Genomic DNA, 20209 nt, shown 5'->3' on the forward strand with positions numbered 1-20209 from the left:
CCATTTGATTAATAGCATTAAAATGGAATAAACATTTACATAATACATTATGAAAAATATAATTTATGCACTATCCATTCTACTCCTTTTTGCCTCTTGCAAAGACAGCACCTCAACTCGAACTGAAACATTAGAAGTTGAAATAGACAGTTCAGTTCATCATGAAACTGTAGCTTATAAATCTATTGAAGTCAATGGAATAAATATAGCCTACCGAGAGGCTGGAAACGCTGCAAACCCAAGTATTGTTTTACTACATGGTTTTCCCGCATCATCACATCAATACAGAAAAGTATTAAATCAGCTATCAAATGAATATCACCTCATCGCTCCAGATTATCCTGGTTTTGGTAATAGTGATTTTCCAGATTCAAAAACATTCGAATATACTTTTGATAACCTAGCTACAACCATAAACGCATTTCTTGAAAAAAAGAACGTTAACACTTATGCTATAATGATTCAGGATTATGGCGCTCCAGTTGGTTTTAGACTTGCTACAGCAAACCCTGAAAGAATTACAGCCATTATTAATCAAAACGGAAACGCTTACGAAGCAGGTTTAGGTGATGCTTGGCAAGGCATAAGAGCACTTTGGAAAGACAGAAACGAAACTACCGAAACAGCGTTATTACCAGCGTTTTCTTTAGAAGGTTTAAAATGGCAATACACACATGGCGTTAGAAATATAGAGACCGTAAACCCAGATAACTGGAATTTAGATTACTTAAGACTTTCTAGACCAGGCGCTCATGCTGTAAATCTAGATTTATTTTACGATTACCAAAACAATGTAAAATTGTATCCAAAATGGCAACAGTATTTAAGAGATAACCAACCGCCTTTATTAATTGTTTGGGGTAAAAACGATGCCTTTTTTCCTGAAAGTGGTGCAACAGCTTTTAAAAAGGATGTTACAAATATTGATTACAACATTTACGATACTGGGCATTTTGCTTTAGAAGAAGATGGCGATGCTATTATTAAAAAAATGAGGAGCTTTATGAGCAAGCATACAAAATAAATACGTCTAATCTCTCAATCAGCAATTTTTAACCTGAAAACAAAAACAATGAAACACTTAATAATTATTTCAATTTTAAGCCTAGCATTATTTGGATGTAACAGTATTAAAGAAGATAACAAAAACAATTTCTTTTTACCTCCCGCAACCACATACAACTATGCAGAAATTGATAGTGTAAAATTGTTTTACAGAGCTGCTGGCGATAAAAAGAATCCGGTTATAGTTTTACTTCATGGTTATCCATCATCTTCACATTCCTATAGAAATTTAATTCCTATGCTATCAACGCACTACTATGTTATTGCGCCAGATAATTTAGGCTCGGGTTATAGCTCTCACCTAGACCCAAAAACAACTAAATATACCTTTGATTTATTAGCCAATTATACTCAGAAGCTTTTAGAAACACTCCATATTGAAAACTATGTGATGTATATGCAAGATTTTGGATCTCCTGTAGGTTATAGAATGATTATGGAAAACCCTAACCGTATTGATGCTTTAATTGTACAAAATGCAAACGCCTACCTAGATGGTTTAACCGAAAAAAGACAAAACTTTTTTAGAACAGCCCAAACCGATACCTCCAAAACAAAATATGCTTTTTTATACAGTCTAACCGGAAAAGAGGCTGTGATTAACAAGCAGTATTTATTTGATTTAGATGAAAGAAATATGAATATACAAAGTCCGGATGCGTGGACACACGATTTAGTTTTTCTAAATTCTAAAAAAGACAGAGACATACAAGTGCAACTATTTCAGGATTACAACACCAATTTATTGAGTTATCCAAAATGGCAAAACATGTTAAAGCAAAATCAACCTAAAACATTAATTACTTGGGGCAAAAAAGATTTAAAATTTAATGCGAATGGCGCTAAAGCGTATTTAAAGGATTTGCCAAACGCGGAACTTCATCTTTTGGATGCAGGTCATTTCGCTGCTGAAGAAAAAACAAGAGAAATAGCAGAATTAATCTTGAAGTTTTTAGACAAGCATGATATAAAATAAAAGGTTACTTTTTAAATCTTAGTCGCCTTCAAAGTGAAAATTAAAGGATATAATTTGTCCTTTGTAACAAACATACCATTATCGGTTTCAGCCAAATTCGGCAATACATTGTAAGGGCTCTCATTATGTTCGGTTAAATACTCGATATGTAATCCGGCTTCGGCAAGTGCAGAAATCACTTCTCCTAAACCATGATTCCATCCATATTCCTTACTCGTTATTGTCGATTTTTGGTTAGCATATGTACCCTCATACTCTTCATAAATCACCTCATCTTGCATATAGCCATATGTCATTATTGGTTCTTCATTTAAATAATCAAACATCCAAACTATCGGGTGAAATTCTGCCATAAAAAATGTACCACCTTGTTTTAGGCGTTCGGCTACCATTTTCCCCCAAGGTTTTAAATCTGGTAACCAACCTATAACACCATAACTGGTAAACACTATATCGAATTTTTCTTTTATATGCTGAGATGTTTCCAAGACATTGCAACATAGAAACTCCGCATCTAACTCTAATTCTTCATTTAAAGATTTTGCAAGCTTTATACCTTCATCACTTAAATCTACGCCAGTACATTTAGCACCTAACCTACTCCAACTTAAGGTATCTTGACCAAAATGGCATTGCAAATGCAGTAAAGTCTTTCCTGTTACATCTCCCAAAGCTTCCAACTCATACGGCATTAAGGAAGATTTTCCTTTCTTGAAAGCTTCCATATCGTACATATCACTTTCGGCATGTACCTTTACTTTTTGATTCCAAGTCGCCTTATTCGTTTTAAAATATTTACTGTTATTTGTCATCTTCAAAGTATCTTTACAAAAAATCTAAATTATGAAAAACTATATCTACATAACTCTATTAACGCTATTAATTGCGTCTTGTAAAGACAATACCAAATCTATTCCTGAACCAAAACCATTAACCATTGCTGAAAAAATAGCCCATGCCCACGGTTTTGAAAACTGGAAAAATGTTAATGAAATTGCTTTTACTTTTAACGTAGATAAAGATAGTACACACTTTGAAAGACGCTGGGTTTGGAAACCTAAAACAAACGATATTACATCTATCACGAATGCAGATACCATTAGCTACAACCGTTCTGCATTAGATTCTATTAGCTTAAAAGTAGATCCTGGTTTTATTAACGATAAATTTTGGCTACTTATCCCGTTTCAATTAGTTTGGGATTCTGGCATAACCATTTCCGAATCTGTTAAAACAGAAGCTCCAATAAGCAAAACTGCTTTAAACAAAATAACGCTAACCTATTCTAACGATGGCGGCTATACACCTGGTGATGCTTACGATATTTTTTATGATGATACCTTTTTAATTAAAGAATGGATTTTCAGAAAAGCGAACCAAACAGAACCATCGATGATAACTACTTTTGAAAACTATAAAGACATTAACGGACTTAAACTTGCTGTAGATCACAAAAAACCAAATGGTAATTGGAATTTAAATTTTACTAATATTTCTATAAACTAAAAACGTTTTTTTAGGTTAAATTCACTTTCATTGTAAACAAAAACGAGGTACCTACACCTACTTCGCTTATTAGAGATATGTTACCACCAAGCATTTCTATATACGCTTTCGCTATCGTTAAGCCAACGCCCGAACCGTGTAAAGCATTCTCGTTTTCAACATCTACCTGATAGAATGTGTCAAATATGTTCTCATAATTATCTTCGTGAATACCCATACCGGTATCTTTTAAGTGAAACTCAATAAAGCTTTCATCTTTACGGCCGCACAATAATTCAATCGTGCCCTTATCTGTATATTTTATAGCATTTTTTATAAGATATTTTAATACGGAAGTAACCTTTTCACTATCCGAACTAATATAAGCATCTTGAATAGCAATAGTATTGTTTAAAATAAACACAATACCTTTCTCATCAGCTTCAGGTATAAAGGCATTATAAACAGTATTTATATTGTCATTCACATTAAACATTTTAATATTTGTAAACATTAATCCCGATTCTATTATTGAAATATTAATAATATCGGTCATAATATCCAATAATTGTTCGCCACTATCCTCTATAACCTCTATATATTCCTGATAGTTCGGATCATCTTCATTATATTCTTTTAAAAACTGAGCACAACCTAAAATTCCATACATAGGTGTTCTAATTTCATGACTCATATTCGCTAAAAAAGCAGACTTTAATTTATCAGACTTCTCCACTCTATTTTTAGCTTCTAGAACATTATTGTGCTTTTCATGAAGTTCTATTTGCAATTGATTTCCTTTTAACAAGGCCGTATGCAACTGGTTGATTAAAAATGAAACCGAAAAAACCAACAATAGGTTAAAAAGCAAGTTATTAACCATTACAATACTTAAAAGCTGAAAATCATACTGATCGAATATGGGCAAGTAAAAAAGCTCAAAATATAAACCTAATAACAAAATAACATAAAAAACGGCAACAATAAGAACAGCAAGAAGCCCATGCTTTCTACCATTAAAAAGTGTAATTAAAATAGATAAAGCAAAAATTAAAACACTACCATTTCCCTCTAGGCCAAGTACCATAAACATAACAAAGGATAGAAAAAATATATTAGTTGAAAACAATATTTTTCTAGTATAAAAGCTAAGCCCGCGATAGAATACCGTAAATATTAAACCCAATATAGTGCATGTATTTAAAACAACAATAATAGGTTCATCTCTAGAAACTGCAACATAGGTACTAGGTACATAAGACAGTGACCCTAACACAAAAGTTAATAATAAAATAGAAATAAAAAGTTTATCTCTAAAATATGCTAAACCTTCCTGTTCTTCGCGCTCTGAAAATCGGCTATACCGGATATACCTCTGTAAATACGATTCCCAAATTTCCCCTAACATAAACACTTCTGTTTTATACGTTAACGCATTAAAGTTAAACAATTCCTACAAGAGAAATAAGAATTAAGCTAAGTTTTTATTTGATATAATTGTTTTATTTTTGCTAGGAACGGAAAAACTATAATCTTTTGTCTGAATTTAAATTAGGTCTAGAATTTGCAAAACAGCAGGACCAAAACGATATATTAAAATCGTATCGCGACGCATTCTACTTACCCAAAAACAAAAACGGGGAACCACTTATTTACATGACAGGAAATTCGCTTGGACTACAACCAAAAGCGACAAAACAATATATTAACCAAGAACTAGAAGACTGGGCAAACTTAGGTGTAGAAGGTCATTTTGAAGCTAAAACACCTTGGTTACCGTATCATGAGTTTTTATCCGAAAGCATGGCTCATGTGGTAGGCGCAAAACCTATTGAGGTAATTGTAATGAATACGCTTACGGCTAACCTTCATTTTATGATGGTTTCATTTTACAAACCAACAAAAAAACGCTATAAAATTTTAATTGAAAGTGATGCTTTTCCTTCAGATAAATATGCTGTAGAATCTCAATTACGCCATCATGGATATGATGATAAAGATGGCGTTATACTTTGGAAACCTAGAGAAGGCGAAGAACTTTTAAATTATGATGATTTAGAAGCTATTTTAGAAGCTCAAGGCGATGAAATTGCCCTAATTATGATTGGCGGCATAAACTATTATACCGGTCAATTTTTCGATTTAAAACGCATTGCAACGTTAGGCCATAAATATGGTTGTAATGTTGGTTTCGATTGTGCTCACGGCGCAGGAAATGTTCAATTAAACCTACACGATTCGGGTGCCGATTTTGCTGTTTGGTGCACTTACAAATACTTAAACGCTGGCCCTGGTAGCTTAGCAGGCTGTTTTATACATGAGCGTCATGCCTACAATAAAGAACTAAACCGATTTACAGGTTGGTGGAGCCACAATAAAAAAACACGTTTTAATATGCGTGGGGAATTCGATCAACTTCCCGGAGCAGAAGGTTGGCAACTTAGCAACCCACCTATTTTATCTATGGCCGCAATAAAAGCTTCTCTAGATATGTTTCATGACGTTGGCATAGATAAACTCACTGCAAAATCAAAAAAACTAACAGGTTACTTCGAATTTTTACTACATGATTTAGGTGAAGATGCTATTAAAATAATAACCCCAACAAACCCAGACGAGCGTGGTTGCCAGCTCTCTATTCAGGTGAAAAATGCGAATAAAGCATTGCATAATAAACTCACAGAATCTGGTGTAATTAGCGATTGGAGAGAGCCTGATGTAATTCGTTGTGCTCCCGTTCCATTATACAATTCTTTCGAAGATGTATACCGATTAGTTGAAAAATTAAAAACTATTTTAAATGAGTAAACAACAACACGTTATTATTATAGGCGCAGGACTTTGCGGAAGTTTACTTGCTTTACGTATGGGGCAGCGCGGATATCGCGTTTCGGTTTTCGAAATGCGTCCCGATTTACGAAAAGTAGATATTAGTGCCGGTCGCTCTATTAATTTAGCGTTTTCCGATCGTGGCAACAAAGCCATGAAACTTGTTGGTTTAGAAGATAAAGCCCAAGCCTTATCCATTCCCATGCATGGCCGCATGATTCATGATAAAGAAGGTAACACATTTCAATCTAATTACAGCGGAAGAACTCACGAATACATCAACTCCATTTCTCGTGGCGACTTAAATAGCCTACTTTTAAATGAAGCCGAACAACACGAAAATGTAAATATATATTTCAATAAAAAATGTAAATCCGTAGATTTTGAAAATACCTCCGCGTTATTTAAAGATTACGAAACCAAACTCGAATTTACAGAAAACGCCAACATTATAATAGCTACCGACGGTGCTGGATCTGCTTTAAGGAAGAGCTACTTTTTGGGTAAAAAATTTCTGTTTAGTTTTTCGCAAGATTACCTCTCTCATGGCTATAAAGAATTAAGCATACTTCCAACAAAAACAGGCGATTACAAAACACACAAAAACGCATTACATATTTGGCCAAGAGGCGATTTTATGCTTATTGCTTTACCTAATTTAGACGGAAGTTTTACAGTTACTTTATTTTTAAGTTACAGCGAAGGCGAATATAATTTCGATAACCTAACAACACCAGAACTGGTAGAGACCTTTTTCAAAAAAGAATTCCCAGATGCTTTAGAGCTCATGCCGAATTTAACACAAGACTTTTTTGAAAATCCAACAGCTGCATTAGGCACCGTAAAATGTTCGCCATGGCATTACAAAGGCAATACGCTTTTAATGGGCGATGCGGCTCACGCTATTGTCCCTTTTTACGGCCAAGGCATGAACGCTGCTTTTGAAGATGTTGTAGAATTTGACGCTGTTTTAGATGAATATGAAGGCGATTGGCAAACGGTTTTTGAACGTTACGAAAATCATCGTAAAAAAGATACCGATGCTATTGCCGATTTAGCACTCGATAACTTTTTAGAAATGCGAGATCATGTAGCGCATCCTATTTTTCAAGAAAAACGTAAAATAGAAATGGCTTTAGAGAAGGAGTTTCCAACCGAATATTCTTCAAAATATAGTATGGTTACTTTTAATGAAAACATAGGTTATCAAGAAGCTATGCTAAAAGGGCGTGCACAAGACAAAGCCATTCTCAGCCTATTAAAAAATAAAAGCATAAACACATCTGAGAACCTAAATAGTATCCTAAAAAAGGTAAAACAAGAAACCGATAAAATCTTAACACAAAATTCATTCTTATAAAATACTAATTGTTTTTTAGTAAAGAAAAGCAACTAATATTTAACATTTGAAACATATACAATTCATTATAAATTGTAACTTTATAAAAACTTATACCAGTTAACAACTGGTATTAAACTCTATATTCAAAACATAAAAACATGAGCAAATTAGTTTCGCCTTTAAATTTTAAAGCTTGGATTGAAGAAAACAGGCATTTACTAAAACCGCCCGTTGGTAACAAGGTGGTTTGGAAAGATGCCGATTTTATTGTTATGGTTGTTGGTGGCCCAAACAGCCGAAAAGACTATCACTACAATGAAACCCCTGAGTTTTTCTATCAAATTGAAGGTGATATTATTTTAAAAATTATTGATAAAGGCACGCCAAAAGATGTGCATATTAAAGAAGGTGATATCTATTTATTACCAGCAAAAGTGCCACATTCTCCACAACGTGGTGCTAACACTGTAGGTTTAGTTATCGAGTACAAACGCCCAGAAGGCACTAAAGATGCTTTAGTTTGGTTTTGCGAAAATTGTGTAACCAAACTTTATGAAGAAGATTTTACACTAGAGAATATTGAAACCGACATGCCTAAAATTTTCGATAATTATTACAACGATCAACACAAACGCACTTGCCCAAATTGTGGTGAAGTTATGCAACCACCAAAAAAAGTAAAAATTGAATAGTGCATTTTAAAATTTAAATCCTAATCTGCACATAACAATACTTATCTTTTTCGCTTTAGCTGAATCAAAACACATGAAACGTAAACTTAGAATTAACGGCCATTCGCACTTACTTCCCTATCCGGAAGAAATACCAGATTACATGCAAGAAAAAGGCATTTTCTGGGTGGATAAAGACCGAAAATTCATGCTTCAAAAAGATTGGAAACGTCCCGTAACCGACTCTAGTTTTTTTCTAGACGAAAAATTAGAATGGATGGAACGCAATAAGCTAGATCATGCTGTGGTTTTAAATCTATCGCAACTATACGGTAATGGTTTACGTGTTGAAGAAATGAAAACAGCATTACGTTTTCAAAACGATTTTAATGCCCGAATACAGCGCGAACACCCAAGTAAATTTACTTGTGGCTTTGTGGTGCATCCAGGTTTTATTAGAAGTGCCTGCTGGGAAATTGAACGTTGTGTAGAAACACACGGCATGCAATTATTGTGTTTACCAACACATTATATGGATACCATTGGCACATGGCGTTGTATTTTTGATGAAGAAAATGAACCTATTTTTGAGTTGGCTAACAAATACAATTTAGCTGTAGAAATCCACCCATACGATGGTGAAAAATTTATAAAATTAGAAAACACATCTTGGCGTTTCCATCTTATTTGGATGTTGGCTCAATGTGGCGATGCATATCATTTTTTAACCTTAAATGGTTATCAAGAAAAATATCCAAATATGCGAACTTGTTTTGCGCATGGCGGACAATTGGCTCAAATTAATTTAGGACGACGTATTCAAGGCTTTGATGGCAGACCCGACTTATTCGAAGGCAAACACCACCCAAGAAAAGCCGTGGGACATAAAAACATATTCTTCGATACTTTGGTCCATGATACTGGCGGACTAGAATTATTGATTAGAAACCATGGCTCTAAACAAGTTATTATGGGGTTAGACGATCCGTATCCTTTAGGTGAAATGGAAAGTGATAAGCAATCATCATACCCTGGAAAAATTTTAGATCTAGCCGTAGAGCGTAAAATTATAACCAAAACTGAATACGAAGATATTTGGGAAAACAACGTGATTCAATGGCTTTGCGGTGATGATGATTTAGCTAAACAGAAACTAATAACTCGCATTTTAGGATAACCACAATTTGCTTTTAATTTTGAGACCCCGAAAGATTATAAAAAAGTAATACTTTTGCCTTTTATCTATTACGAAAAGAACACATTCTAAATGCACTTTTTACCAGAAGAATTAGACACCTATGTTGTAAACCACTCTGAAGACGAACCTTCATTATTGCAACAACTTACGCGTGAGACATATCAAAAAATCTTACAGCCCATTATGCTTAGTGGCCCCTATCAAGGGCGAGTTTTGAGCATGATATCAAAACTAAAACACCCAAAAAACATTTTGGAACTCGGCACTTTTACAGGTTATGCCTCTTTATGCTTGGCGGAAGGTTTACAAAAAGATGGTGAGTTACACACTATTGATGTTAATGAAGAATTGTTTGATTTTCAGCGTAAATATTTCGATAAATCGGAATATGGAAAGCAAATTTTTCAACATTTAGGAAGTGCCATTGATATTATTCCAACCTTAGACAAAACCTTCGATTTAATTTTTATAGACGCCGATAAGCCTAACTACGTAAACTATTTTCATTTAATAATTGATAAATTAAATCTAGGTGGTATTATAATTTCCGATAATGTGCTGTGGCATGGCAAAGTCATTGAACCGCTGGACCCAAAAGATAAATCAACCAAAGCTGTTCTAGATTACAACACCCTTTTAAAGGAAGACCCAAGAATAGAAACCGTTGTTTTACCTATTCGTGATGGGTTAACGGTGAGTAGAAAGCTGTAATTAGGGCTATAAATTAATGAGATTTCCGCCTTCGCGGAAATGACAAAAAGTTCATTTTATGTTTAGTAAAGAAGAATCAAGAAAAATGAGAGAAGAATTCTGGACCAGTTTCGGAAAATCTTTTCCACGAAAGTGGATTTTATACAACACAAAATTAAAAGGTTTAAGTTTTAAATTTCACTTTGATAATAAATCGGCTTTAATAGCTTTAGATCTTGAGGACGACTTAGAACACCGCATAAATCATTGGGAAAAACTAGTGGCTCTAAAATCTATTTTGTTAGACGAATATTTGCCAGACGCCATTTACAACGAAGCTTATTTTTTAGATAATGAAAAAGAAATTTCGAGAATTTATTTACCGTTAGAACAAAAAGTATCTATCCACAACAAAAACACATGGCGCGATGTTATGGAGTTTTTTAATGTAAACATGAATTTATTTGAAGCCTTCTTTGAGGAGTACAAAGATGTTATTGAAGGATAATGCCTCAACTAAACACTAGAACAACTTTTCCATTTCAAAATCGTCCATAACAAAGCCGTTTCCTATATCGGTTACAGATGCTTTTACGTTTTTAAAGCCTAACTTTTCGTAAGCCGCAATAGATGCTGTATTGTATTTATTCACCTTTAATCTTATGCCTAAAAGTCGGTGTTTTTTTGCTTCTTCATCTATAAAGTTTAAAGCAACTCGACCAATACCTTTTCCTCTAAATGCTCTTGCTACGTACAATTTACTTAAAAACAGAAAATTATCTTCTGGCTTAATAGCCATATAACCAACCGATGTTTCGTTATAGCTTAAATAGTAAAACTGCGCTCCCAAACCTACTTGTTCTTTGATCACTTTCGCAGAATTAAATTTCGCCAACATATATTCCACCTGCTCTAAACCAATAATATCAGGATAATACTGATGCCAAATTTGGCTTGCTAAGGTTTCTACTAATTTAAAATCGGCTTGAGTTTTTGCACTTTTAACAGCTATCATATCACGTAATTAAAAATCATTAAAAAATGAAACACAGCACCCGCTAAAACAAACAAATGCCAAATAACATGGTTGTAAGGAATTTTTTGAATGGCATAAAAAATAATACCCGTTGTATAAGACAAACCACCAGCGAACAAAAACAAAATACCGTTGTTCCCTACACCTTCCGACAAAGCAGTAAAATCGAAAACTATAAGCCAACCCATTACTAAATAGAGTAAGGTTGAAAAGATTTCAAATCTTCCCGTAAAGAAAATTTTTAAAACTACCCCAAAAAGGGCAATACCCCATACAACCCAAAACATTGGCCACCCAAAACTTTGGTCGAGCGTTATTAAACAAACAGGCGTGTAAGTCCCTGCGATAAGTAAATAAATACTAATATGATCTATAATACGGAATATATGTTTTTGCTTCTCTTTTGTGACCGAATGATACAACGTTGATGCAGTAAATAAAACAATAATAGAGATGCCATAAATAATAACACTAAACAAACTCCATGGTGTTTTGTGTGTATTATAAATCACTAATAAAACTAGAGCCGCCACACCCAAAACTGCACCAACACCATGTGTTAAAGCATTTAATTTCTCTTCAAAAGGTGTTTGAATTCGCATAACTTAAGGTTTTTCGGGTGTATTACGCCACTTTTCTGTGAGATTATAAAAATCGAATGGAATAGCCGATTTTTGACGCACTAATCGTCCGCTTTGAAAACTTCGTTGCAAAATATCTTCAATTAAATAATCTTCTTTTTCATTTTCAGGATCGAACTCACGCTTTAATGAAATATCGAACATACTCGCCGTTGTGTTATACCAAAAGGCCCGCCAACCGTTTCGTAATTCTTTCACTAATTCAAACGTAGTAATTCCGGTTTGTCGGTGTATTAATTTTACGAGTATTTGCCCTTCGGTGCGACTCATTTTTTTTAATTCATCTGAAAATTCGCCTTCAATATATTTCTGTATTCTCCTAGTATATTTTCGTTTATCCCTGTTTTTGGTGAGTGTAGCCAAATGCTTTGTTAGAGAATCTAAGCGATCTGCAGCCATTTTTGCATATGGATACACTTTTAATGTTTTTCGGCGCAAAATTAAATACCGTATACGCGCTTCTCTATTCTCAAATTTAAGACGATGCAAAATCATTACAGCATCTAAATCTATTGTGGTTCTCGGTATACTATCGCCTTTTATTATCAAATATTTACCCACAGTAGCATCTTGCTCTACATCGCTAACTTGCGCGATAAGCAACACCGGGAATAAGAAGAATATGTATTTTAAAAATGTCGTCAAAATATCACAAGATAATTAGTCTGTCAAAATTAATAATTTACTCCCTTTAAAACATTTTTTTTCTATTTATATTATTATTTTAGTGCAAAACTTAATAAAATGGCAAAGAAGAGTATACTGAACGAAAAGTCTATGGACTTTCTTGAAAAATATTTAAATAATGCAGCTCCTACCGGATACGAATGGGAAGGACAGAAAATATGGATGGATTATTTAAAACCTTATGTAGATACATTTATTACAGACACTTACGGCTCTGCTGTAGGAATAATTAATCCAGATGCAAAATACAAAGTAGTTATTGAAGGACATGCTGATGAAATTTCGTGGTATGTTAATTATATTTCTGATGATGGACTTATCTACGTGATTAGAAACGGAGGTAGTGATCACCAAATTGCACCTAGTAAAATTGTAAACATCCATACTAAAAACGGCATTGTAAAAGGTGTTTTTGGATGGCCTGCCATACACACACGTAATAAAGCAAATGAAGAAGCACCAAAGCCAGATAATATATTTATAGACTGTGGATGTAAAACCAAAGAAGAAGTTGAAAAGCTTGGAGTTCACGTTGGATGTGTAATTACGTATCCTGATGAATTTCATATTTTAAATGGTGATAAATTTGTTTGTCGTGCATTAGATAACCGTATGGGTGGTTTTATGATTGCCGAAGTAGCACGTTTATTAAAGGAAAACAAAAAAGAATTACCTTTTGGATTATATATTACAAATGCCGTACAAGAGGAAATTGGCCTGCGTGGTGCCGAAATGATTACTCAAACCATTAAACCCAATGTAGCCATTGTTACCGATGTAACTCATGATACTACTACACCAATGATTGAGAAGAAATCACAAGGTGACTTACAAATTGGTAGTGGCCCTGTAATTGCTTACGCTCCTGCAGTACAACAAAAATTACGAGATTTAATAACAGAAACAGCAGAAACTAAAGGCATTCCTTTTCAACGCTCTGCGCTTTCTAGAGCTACCGGAACAGATACCGATGCTTTTGCGTATAGTAATGGTGGCGTAGCTTCTGCATTAATTTCGTTACCACTTCGATACATGCACACTACTGTAGAAATGGTACATAGGGATGATGTTGAAAACGTTATTAAAATGATATATGAAACATTATTAAACATTAAAGATGGCGAAACATTTAGTTATTTCGACTAATTAAATTAGAATATAAAACACAAAAGCCTCACTTACATGAGGCTTTTTTTTAATCTTAGAATATGGACGAATATATAGATATTGTATCCGAAAATGGAGAACCAACCGGAAAGGTCGCATTAAAATCTGAAGCTCATAAAAATGGTTGGTTTCACAATACCATTCATCTTTGGTTATTTACACGCCTAGGTGAAATTTTGCTACAACAACGGTCTCATAAAAAAGCTATTTACCCACTACTATGGGATGTATCGGCTGCCGGCCATATTGACGCCGGTGAATCTATAGAAACTGCTGCAATACGTGAAACTCACGAAGAACTGGGCTTATTATTAAAATCCACCGATTTAATTAAAATTGGAATAAACAAACATTTAACAGCTTATGCCGATGGTGCTATTCAAGATAATGAATTTCATCATGTTTTTATTGCTGAACTAAAGGTAGACATCACAGAGCTTACTGCACAAGAAGAAGAGGTTGAAGCATTAAAACTCGTTTCTTTTAATCAGTTTAAATTGCATTTAGACACCGTTAACAACAACCACTTTATAGATACTAATAAAACATACTACCAATTTGTACTCGATAAAATAAAGGAGCAAATTTAATTTATCAACAAAAAATATAACAAACTCTTTAATGATATTACTTCTCTCTGCAATTGCACCTGTTTTTCTCGTTATTATTTACATTTACATCAAAGATAAATACGAAAAAGAGCCTAAACAACTCATGCTTACTGCCTTTTTGTTAGGCGCTATAATTAGCATTATTATAACCTCGTTAATGTATTACGTTTTTGATTTTGTTTTACTCTTAGACGACCACACAAGTCTTCTTCAACTATTTATAAAAGCCTTTTTCGTTGTCGGTTTAACCGAAGAGTTTAGCAAATATGTTATTGTGCGTTATTTTGCCCAAACCCGACATGCGTTTAATGAACCTTTTGATGGCATTGTGTATGCCGTAATGGTTTCTATGGGCTTTGCTGCAACAGAAAATATTGTTTATGTTTTTGAAAGTGGGTTTGAAACGGCTCTACTACGCGCCATAACGGCCATTCCGGCCCATGCAACTTTCGGCATTCTAATGGGCTATTTTATGGGAAAAGCTAAATTCTCTAACAATAAAATAGTTTTAAACTTAACAGGCTTATTATTGGCCGCCATTTTCCATGGTACTTACGATTTCTTTCTATTTATCGATTTTATTCCAGGAATTTGGATAGGTGCTTTCGTTTCACTTTTTATTGGCATTTTACTTTCTAGAAAAGCGATACAGCAGCATCAGGAAAATTCTCATTTTAAAAACAAAGCATAACCTTCACTAAAAAGCTTTCTCTACATATTCAATAACTAAAAAGCAAATGCGTTATAAAACTAATTTACGCTAGCAACTTTTAAAATTCACGACAATAGCCTTTCGTTTCAAAATGCGAAATTTAAATTGAATCTTAAAATCCTTATATTTACTACAAACTAATCTGGATTTTATGAGTAAACAGTTTATCACGAAAGTGAACAATAATCAGGTTTTTGAAATTTCGAAAGAAGATGCATACCAGCTAGATGCTATAAATACTTCCGAAAATAACAGACACATTCTTCATAATAACAAATCGTATCAAGTTGAAATTTCAGAAAGTAATTTCTTAAACAAAACTTACACTATACAAGTTAATAACGCCACTTATAGAGTCAACATTTCTGATGATTTAGACAGACTAATAACCGAAATGGGCTTTGAAAATAGTGCATCTAAACACATTAATAAATTAAAGGCGCCAATGCCTGGATTGATTTTAGAGGTATTTGTTAAAACAGGTCAAGAGGTTAAAGAAAACGATTCGCTATTAATTTTAGAGGCCATGAAAATGGAAAACATAATTACTTCACCACGAGATGGAATTATCAAATCGATTTCTGCTGTAAAAGGTGATGCCGTAGAAAAAAACTATTTATTAATTGAATTTGAATAATTAATATAAAGCATGAAGAAAATATTAATTGCAAATCGAGGAGAAATAGCCATTCGAGTAATGAAAACGGCTCAGAAAATGGGCATAAAAACGGTTGCTGTATTTTCTACAGCAGACCGAAATGCACCGCATGTTAAATTTGCAGATCAAGCCGTTTGCATTGGCGAACCACCATCCAACCAATCATATTTACGAGCCGATAAAATTATTGAAGTTGCTAAAAGCCTTAATGTTGATGCCATACATCCAGGTTATGGTTTTTTAAGTGAAAATGCCGCATTTGCAGAGGCTTGCGAAGCGAATAACATTATTTTTATTGGACCAAAATCGAAAGCCATTAAAATAATGGGCAGCAAATTGGCAGCAAAAGATGCCGTAAAGCATTATAACATCCCAATGGTTCCGGGGATTGACGAAGCCATAACCGATGTTGAAAAAGCAAAAACCATTGCAAGAGACATAGGGTTTCCTATTTTAATAAAAGCATCGGCAGGAGGCGGCGGAAAAGGCATGCGCGTTGTGGAACAAGAAGCCGATTTAGAATCGCAGATGAATCGTGCAATAAGCGAAGCCACATCTGCATTTGGAGATGGCTCCGTTTTTATTGAGAAATATGTGAGTTCTCCACGACATATAGAAATTCAAATTATAGCCGATAGTCACGGCAACGTTTTACACCTTTTTGAAAGAGAATGTAGCATACAGCGTCGGCATCAAAAAGTTATTGAAGAAGCGCCATCTTGTATTTTATCGCCAGAGCTTCGTAAAAAAATGGGGGAAGCCGCTATAAAAGTGGCCAAATCTTGCGACTATTTGGGAGCAGGAACTGTTGAGTTTTTATTAGATGAAAATCAAAATTTTTATTTTTTAGAAATGAATACACGTTTACAAGTTGAGCATCCGGTAACAGAACTTATTTCTGGAGTGGATCTAGTTGAACTACAAATAAAAATTGCACGAGGCGAAGCACTTCAAATAAAACAAGACGATTTAAAAATTAAAGGGCACGCATTAGAGTTAAGAGTTTGTGCCGAAGACCCATTAAACAATTTTCTACCAAGCGTAGGCAATTTAAAAGTTTACAAACTACCCAAAGGTAAAAACATTAGAGTAGACAACGGTTTTGAGCAAGGCATGGATATTCCTATTTATTACGACCCCATGTTGGCGAAGTTAATAACCTACGGGAATACTCGAGAAGAAGCCATTCAATTAATGATAAAAGCTATTGATAATTATCACGTTGAAGGCGTACAAACCACATTAAATTTCGGAAAGTTTGTTTGTAACCACGAGGCTTTTCAATCTGGAAATTTCGATACACATTTTGTAAAACAACATTATAATCCGGAAGCTATTAAAGCTGAATCGGAAACTGAAGCCAAAATTTCCGCACTCATTGCCGTTAAACAATATTTAGAAGACCAAAAGATTTTACGATTACCTATTAAGTAGGCAACATTAAAACCTCGGAATAACAAAAAAGCCATGGATTCAAAAGTAGACCAACTCAACAAACGTATTGCCGAAGCTCATTTAGGAGGCGGACAAAAACGCATTGATAAACAACACGCCAAGAAAAAACTAACCGCAAGAGAACGTGTAAATTACATAATGGACCAAGGTTCTTTTGAAGAAACTGGTGCATTGGTAACGCACCGAACAACAGATTTTGGTATGGAAAACCAATTGTATTATGGCGATGGTGTTATTACAGGCTATGGCACTATTAACGGTAGGTTGGTATATATTTACGCCCAAGATTTTACTATTTTTGGTGGTGCCTTATCGGAAACTCATGCTGAAAAGATTTGTAAAATAATGGATTTGGCTGTAAAAGTAGGCGCTCCTATTATCGGTTTAAATGATTCTGGTGGCGCTCGAATTCAAGAAGGTGTACGCTCGCTTGGTGGTTATGCCGATATTTTTTATAGAAATGTACAAGCCTCGGGAGTTATTCCTCAAATTTCGGCTATTATGGGGCCTTGTGCTGGCGGAGCTGTCTATTCTCCGGCCATGACGGACTTCACCTTAATGGTAGAAAATACGAGCTACATGTTTGTTACGGGCCCAAATGTTGTAAAAACGGTGACCAATGAAGAAGTAACTAGTGAAGATTTAGGTGGAGCACAAACCCATGCCTCCAAATCGGGTGTTGCTCATAAAACCTCAGCAAATGACATTGAATGTTTAGACGATTTAAAAACACTTTTAAGTTATCTACCACAAAATAATACCGAAACTCCAAAGCCTTTAGATTTTAATTTACAAGATGAAGTTCGAGATGTGCTTGCTACTATTGTTCCCGATAACCCAAATAAACCTTACGATATGCATCAGGTTATTTCGGGAATTATCGACATCGATTCTTTTTACGAAATACATAAAGATTATGCCGAAAATATTATTGTAGGTTTTGCTCGCTTAGGCGGAAAAAGCATTGGTATTGTTGCCAACCAACCACAATTTCTTGCAGGAGTTTTAGATGTAAACAGTTCTAAAAAAGCAGCAAGATTTACACGTTTTTGCGATTGTTTTAATATACCATTGTTAGTGTTAGTCGATGTGCCTGGTTTTCTACCTGGCACAGATCAAGAATGGAATGGTATTATTGTAAATGGCGCTAAACTGCTATATGCCTTAAGTGAAGCTACAGTGCCACGAGTAACCGTAATTACCAGAAAAGCTTATGGTGGCGCTTACGATGTTATGAACTCCAAACACATTGGGGCCGACTTAAACTTTGCTTGGCCAGGTGCCGAAATTGCTGTTATGGGTGCCAAGGGTGCCAGTGAAATTATATTTAAAAAGGAAATTTCTAATGCCGAGAATCCTTCAGAAAAACTTGCAGAAAAAGAAGCCGAATACGCCGAAAAATTTGCAAATCCGTATCGTGCAGCTGAACGTGGTTTTATAGATGAAGTAATTCTTCCTGAAAACACACGAAGAAAATTAATTAAGGCTTTTGCTATGTTAGAAAATAAAGAAGTTCACGTTCCGAGACGTAAACATGGTAATATCCCGTTGTAAAATTTACATTTTTACAGTTTCGGCATTATACATAAAGGTATCCTGCCAACGCTCGTATCTAGCATCCGTTTTTTCAGCAAAAACTAAATACTGACATTTGCCTATACTTTCGGGCGTTCTGGTAACTTCAGCTAAATTATTGTTTCTAAATAAAAACTCAGCATCGTCCACAATACACATTTGCAATCTATTCAAATTAACAGAATTTAAGTAGAACAATCTATTCAATCGTTTTGGAGTAGCAATTACAATATCAGTACCGTAATAGATTTCATCACGTTGGTCATCAATATTTTTTTCATCGTAAGCACAATAAACACGTAAATCGGTACCTCGCTTATAACTATTAAATTCTAGCTCTAAATCTAATGCTGTTTGCTTGTCTTTTACAAAAATAAGAGCTCGTGGTGCATCTTCATGAGCGTTTTTCAGTTTCTGAATAACACTTATAATCATACTCGATGTTTTCCCTGAACCTTTTGGCGCATAAACATACATGCTCGAACCACCTTTAATTCTAGACAAAATTTTCTTTTGAAGAGGCAATGGCGTTTCAATGCCTTTGGTTTTAAGCGTATCTTTTAATGGCTCAATTAGTTTTTTAAATGACATAAAATGAAGTTTCTTTTAATAGATTTTCAAAGATAGGCTTTTCATAATCTAAAAGAGAAAGCTGAAAAACAAAAAAAGACGTTCATTACTGAACGCCTTTCTCTTTTACCTAAAAATTAGGTTGCTATTAAAACTCTAAATCGGCAACTAAATCGAATTCATCGTAAATAGCCTTATCTTTCAAACCATCAAAAAAGCTTGCAGAACCATACTTTACATCGTATTTCGTTCTATCTACTTTTAAGTTTGCGGTTGCTTTATTTCCATAAATAGAAATTGTAAATTTTACTGAATTTGTTTTTCCTTTAATGGTTAATTTTCCAGTAACATCATACGCGTTTTTACCAGAAGCTTTAACATCTGTAAATTCTATAGTTGATATATTATGAATTTCAACACCAAAGAAATCATCAGATTTTAAATGACCTTCAAGTTTTCCTTTATACTCGCCTTCTAAATCGGTAGACACTAAAGTTGTCATATCGATAGTTATGTTTCCGCCAATTAATTTATCGCCATCAAAATCTAAAGCACCAGACTGAATATCTATAGTCCCTTCGTGAGAACCTGTAACTTTATAACCTTTCCAAACCACTTTACTACTTTCGGTTTTAATCTCTTTTTTATCCTTTTCAGTAGTTGTAAAAGAAAATGTAAAAAGCGCTACAAAAGCAACAAGTGCTATATTTTTAATTGAATTTTTCATTGTGATATAAATTTATTTACTTGTTTATATATTATATCACAAAGGTGCGAAGCTTTTAAAAACTATACATTGAAGTAGATTATTAAATGATGTTAATCTAGTTTAACATTTACT

The 20209-nt window shown here is 34.3% G+C and carries 22 protein-coding genes; 15 read left to right on the top strand and 7 right to left on the bottom strand.

What is annotated here, in order from left to right; all coding sequences use genetic code 11:
• Positions 1-49: 49 nt before the first annotated feature.
• Positions 50-1024, top strand: coding sequence for an alpha/beta fold hydrolase (locus ACJJV4_RS00915; RefSeq protein ID WP_405291179.1), 975 nt, complete (start codon positions 50-52; stop codon positions 1022-1024).
• Between the two features lie 48 nt (positions 1025-1072).
• Positions 1073-2041 carry an alpha/beta fold hydrolase gene (locus ACJJV4_RS00920; RefSeq protein ID WP_405291181.1) on the top strand — a complete coding sequence of 323 codons (969 nt, stop codon included), beginning with the start codon at positions 1073-1075 and terminating at the stop codon, positions 2039-2041.
• A gap of 11 nt (positions 2042-2052) precedes the next feature.
• On the opposite strand, the gene ACJJV4_RS00925 is transcribed toward ACJJV4_RS00920, so the two are convergent.
• Positions 2053-2853 (bottom strand): class I SAM-dependent methyltransferase, encoded by an 801-nt coding sequence (locus ACJJV4_RS00925; protein WP_405291183.1) that lies wholly within the window; start codon positions 2851-2853, stop codon positions 2053-2055.
• Positions 2854-2884: 31 nt separating this feature from the next.
• Between ACJJV4_RS00925 and ACJJV4_RS00930 the strand changes: the two genes are divergently transcribed.
• Complete coding sequence (locus tag ACJJV4_RS00930) at positions 2885-3547, top strand: hypothetical protein (protein ID WP_405291185.1); 663 nt, start codon at positions 2885-2887, stop codon at positions 3545-3547.
• Between the two features lie 10 nt (positions 3548-3557).
• Here ACJJV4_RS00930 and ACJJV4_RS00935 read toward each other — a convergent pair whose 3' ends face one another.
• Positions 3558-4934 carry a sensor histidine kinase gene (locus ACJJV4_RS00935; protein ID WP_405291187.1) on the bottom strand — a complete coding sequence of 459 codons (1377 nt, stop codon included), beginning with the start codon at positions 4932-4934 and terminating at the stop codon, positions 3558-3560.
• A gap of 128 nt (positions 4935-5062) precedes the next feature.
• On the opposite strand from ACJJV4_RS00935, the gene kynU reads away from it, so the two are divergent.
• From kynU to ACJJV4_RS00965, 6 genes are all read left to right on the top strand, one after another.
• The gene (gene kynU / locus ACJJV4_RS00940; protein WP_405291189.1) at positions 5063-6334 is read left to right on the top strand and encodes a kynureninase; all 1272 of its coding nucleotides are present in this window, start codon (positions 5063-5065) and stop codon (positions 6332-6334) included.
• Positions 6327-7715, top strand: coding sequence for an FAD-dependent oxidoreductase (locus tag ACJJV4_RS00945; protein WP_405291191.1), 1389 nt, complete (start codon positions 6327-6329; stop codon positions 7713-7715). Before kynU ends, ACJJV4_RS00945 begins: the two co-directional genes overlap by 8 nt.
• 140 nt (positions 7716-7855) lie before the next feature.
• Positions 7856-8389, top strand: coding sequence for a 3-hydroxyanthranilate 3,4-dioxygenase (locus ACJJV4_RS00950; protein ID WP_304406520.1), 534 nt, complete (start codon positions 7856-7858; stop codon positions 8387-8389).
• A 73-nt stretch (positions 8390-8462) separates the two neighbouring features.
• Positions 8463-9545 carry an amidohydrolase family protein gene (locus ACJJV4_RS00955; RefSeq protein WP_405291193.1) on the top strand — a complete coding sequence of 361 codons (1083 nt, stop codon included), beginning with the start codon at positions 8463-8465 and terminating at the stop codon, positions 9543-9545.
• A gap of 90 nt (positions 9546-9635) precedes the next feature.
• Positions 9636-10277 (top strand): O-methyltransferase, encoded by a 642-nt coding sequence (locus ACJJV4_RS00960; RefSeq protein ID WP_405291195.1) that lies wholly within the window; start codon positions 9636-9638, stop codon positions 10275-10277.
• Between the two features lie 58 nt (positions 10278-10335).
• The gene (locus tag ACJJV4_RS00965) at positions 10336-10764 is read left to right on the top strand and encodes a DUF4268 domain-containing protein (protein ID WP_405291197.1); all 429 of its coding nucleotides are present in this window, start codon (positions 10336-10338) and stop codon (positions 10762-10764) included.
• Between the two features lie 15 nt (positions 10765-10779).
• Here the strand turns inward: ACJJV4_RS00965 and ACJJV4_RS00970 are convergent, their stop codons facing one another.
• The 3 genes from ACJJV4_RS00970 to ACJJV4_RS00980 are packed head-to-tail and all read right to left on the bottom strand — an operon-like array spanning position 10780 to position 12581.
• Positions 10780-11271, bottom strand: a complete 492-nt coding sequence (locus ACJJV4_RS00970) for a GNAT family N-acetyltransferase (RefSeq protein WP_405291199.1) — start codon at positions 11269-11271, stop codon at positions 10780-10782.
• The gene (locus ACJJV4_RS00975) at positions 11268-11894 is read right to left on the bottom strand and encodes a hemolysin III family protein (RefSeq protein WP_405291201.1); all 627 of its coding nucleotides are present in this window, start codon (positions 11892-11894) and stop codon (positions 11268-11270) included. The genes ACJJV4_RS00970 and ACJJV4_RS00975 overlap by 4 nt, the downstream gene beginning before the upstream one ends.
• A gap of 3 nt (positions 11895-11897) precedes the next feature.
• The gene (locus tag ACJJV4_RS00980; protein WP_405291272.1) at positions 11898-12581 is read right to left on the bottom strand and encodes a DUF4294 domain-containing protein; all 684 of its coding nucleotides are present in this window, start codon (positions 12579-12581) and stop codon (positions 11898-11900) included.
• A gap of 96 nt (positions 12582-12677) precedes the next feature.
• Between ACJJV4_RS00980 and ACJJV4_RS00985 the strand changes: the two genes are divergently transcribed.
• From ACJJV4_RS00985 to ACJJV4_RS01010, 6 genes are all read left to right on the top strand, one after another.
• A complete protein-coding gene (locus ACJJV4_RS00985; RefSeq protein WP_405291203.1) occupies positions 12678-13766 on the top strand; it encodes a M42 family metallopeptidase in 1089 nt (362 codons plus the stop codon).
• A 62-nt stretch (positions 13767-13828) separates the two neighbouring features.
• Positions 13829-14377 carry an NUDIX domain-containing protein gene (locus tag ACJJV4_RS00990; RefSeq protein ID WP_405291205.1) on the top strand — a complete coding sequence of 183 codons (549 nt, stop codon included), beginning with the start codon at positions 13829-13831 and terminating at the stop codon, positions 14375-14377.
• 31 nt (positions 14378-14408) lie between these two features.
• A complete protein-coding gene (locus tag ACJJV4_RS00995; protein ID WP_405291207.1) occupies positions 14409-15089 on the top strand; it encodes a PrsW family intramembrane metalloprotease in 681 nt (226 codons plus the stop codon).
• A 172-nt stretch (positions 15090-15261) separates the two neighbouring features.
• Positions 15262-15747, top strand: coding sequence for an acetyl-CoA carboxylase biotin carboxyl carrier protein subunit (locus tag ACJJV4_RS01000; protein ID WP_405291209.1), 486 nt, complete (start codon positions 15262-15264; stop codon positions 15745-15747).
• A 12-nt stretch (positions 15748-15759) separates the two neighbouring features.
• Positions 15760-17202, top strand: a complete 1443-nt coding sequence (gene accC / locus ACJJV4_RS01005) for an acetyl-CoA carboxylase biotin carboxylase subunit (protein WP_405291211.1) — start codon at positions 15760-15762, stop codon at positions 17200-17202.
• A gap of 33 nt (positions 17203-17235) precedes the next feature.
• The gene (locus tag ACJJV4_RS01010; protein ID WP_405291213.1) at positions 17236-18777 is read left to right on the top strand and encodes an acyl-CoA carboxylase subunit beta; all 1542 of its coding nucleotides are present in this window, start codon (positions 17236-17238) and stop codon (positions 18775-18777) included.
• 3 nt (positions 18778-18780) lie between these two features.
• Here the strand turns inward: ACJJV4_RS01010 and ACJJV4_RS01015 are convergent, their stop codons facing one another.
• Both ACJJV4_RS01015 and ACJJV4_RS01020 read right to left on the bottom strand, forming a co-directional pair.
• A complete protein-coding gene (locus ACJJV4_RS01015) occupies positions 18781-19389 on the bottom strand; it encodes a DEAD/DEAH box helicase (protein ID WP_405291215.1) in 609 nt (202 codons plus the stop codon).
• Between the two features lie 127 nt (positions 19390-19516).
• Entirely contained in the window at positions 19517-20095 is a 579-nt protein-coding gene (locus ACJJV4_RS01020; protein WP_405291217.1) for a YceI family protein, read from the bottom strand.
• Between the last annotated feature and the right edge of the window lie 114 nt (positions 20096-20209).

This window comes from Algibacter sp. Ld11, from assembly GCF_045066735.1.
In the GTDB taxonomy this organism is placed as follows: Bacteria; Bacteroidota; Bacteroidia; order Flavobacteriales; family Flavobacteriaceae; genus Algibacter.

Excerpts from the sequence above, each read along its gene's own strand:
- ACJJV4_RS00915 (WP_405291179.1), top strand. The coding sequence starts at position 50 with ATGAAAAATATAATTTATGCACTATCCATTCTACTCCTTTTTGCCTCT.
- ACJJV4_RS00920 (WP_405291181.1), top strand. The coding sequence starts at position 1,073 with ATGAAACACTTAATAATTATTTCAATTTTAAGCCTAGCATTATTTGGA.
- ACJJV4_RS00925 (WP_405291183.1), bottom strand. The coding sequence starts at position 2,853 with ATGACAAATAACAGTAAATATTTTAAAACGAATAAGGCGACTTGGAAT.
- ACJJV4_RS00930 (WP_405291185.1), top strand. The coding sequence starts at position 2,885 with ATGAAAAACTATATCTACATAACTCTATTAACGCTATTAATTGCGTCT.
- ACJJV4_RS00935 (WP_405291187.1), bottom strand. The coding sequence starts at position 4,934 with ATGTTAGGGGAAATTTGGGAATCGTATTTACAGAGGTATATCCGGTAT.
- ACJJV4_RS00945 (WP_405291191.1), top strand. The coding sequence starts at position 6,327 with ATGAGTAAACAACAACACGTTATTATTATAGGCGCAGGACTTTGCGGA.
- ACJJV4_RS00950 (WP_304406520.1), top strand. The coding sequence starts at position 7,856 with ATGAGCAAATTAGTTTCGCCTTTAAATTTTAAAGCTTGGATTGAAGAA.
- ACJJV4_RS00955 (WP_405291193.1), top strand. The coding sequence starts at position 8,463 with ATGAAACGTAAACTTAGAATTAACGGCCATTCGCACTTACTTCCCTAT.
- ACJJV4_RS00960 (WP_405291195.1), top strand. The coding sequence starts at position 9,636 with ATGCACTTTTTACCAGAAGAATTAGACACCTATGTTGTAAACCACTCT.
- ACJJV4_RS00965 (WP_405291197.1), top strand. The coding sequence starts at position 10,336 with ATGTTTAGTAAAGAAGAATCAAGAAAAATGAGAGAAGAATTCTGGACC.
- ACJJV4_RS00970 (WP_405291199.1), bottom strand. The coding sequence starts at position 11,271 with ATGATAGCTGTTAAAAGTGCAAAAACTCAAGCCGATTTTAAATTAGTA.
- ACJJV4_RS00975 (WP_405291201.1), bottom strand. The coding sequence starts at position 11,894 with ATGCGAATTCAAACACCTTTTGAAGAGAAATTAAATGCTTTAACACAT.
- ACJJV4_RS00985 (WP_405291203.1), top strand. The coding sequence starts at position 12,678 with ATGGCAAAGAAGAGTATACTGAACGAAAAGTCTATGGACTTTCTTGAA.
- ACJJV4_RS00990 (WP_405291205.1), top strand. The coding sequence starts at position 13,829 with ATGGACGAATATATAGATATTGTATCCGAAAATGGAGAACCAACCGGA.
- ACJJV4_RS00995 (WP_405291207.1), top strand. The coding sequence starts at position 14,409 with ATGATATTACTTCTCTCTGCAATTGCACCTGTTTTTCTCGTTATTATT.
- ACJJV4_RS01000 (WP_405291209.1), top strand. The coding sequence starts at position 15,262 with ATGAGTAAACAGTTTATCACGAAAGTGAACAATAATCAGGTTTTTGAA.
- accC (WP_405291211.1), top strand. The coding sequence starts at position 15,760 with ATGAAGAAAATATTAATTGCAAATCGAGGAGAAATAGCCATTCGAGTA.
- ACJJV4_RS01010 (WP_405291213.1), top strand. The coding sequence starts at position 17,236 with ATGGATTCAAAAGTAGACCAACTCAACAAACGTATTGCCGAAGCTCAT.
- ACJJV4_RS01015 (WP_405291215.1), bottom strand. The coding sequence starts at position 19,389 with ATGTCATTTAAAAAACTAATTGAGCCATTAAAAGATACGCTTAAAACC.
- ACJJV4_RS01020 (WP_405291217.1), bottom strand. The coding sequence starts at position 20,095 with ATGAAAAATTCAATTAAAAATATAGCACTTGTTGCTTTTGTAGCGCTT.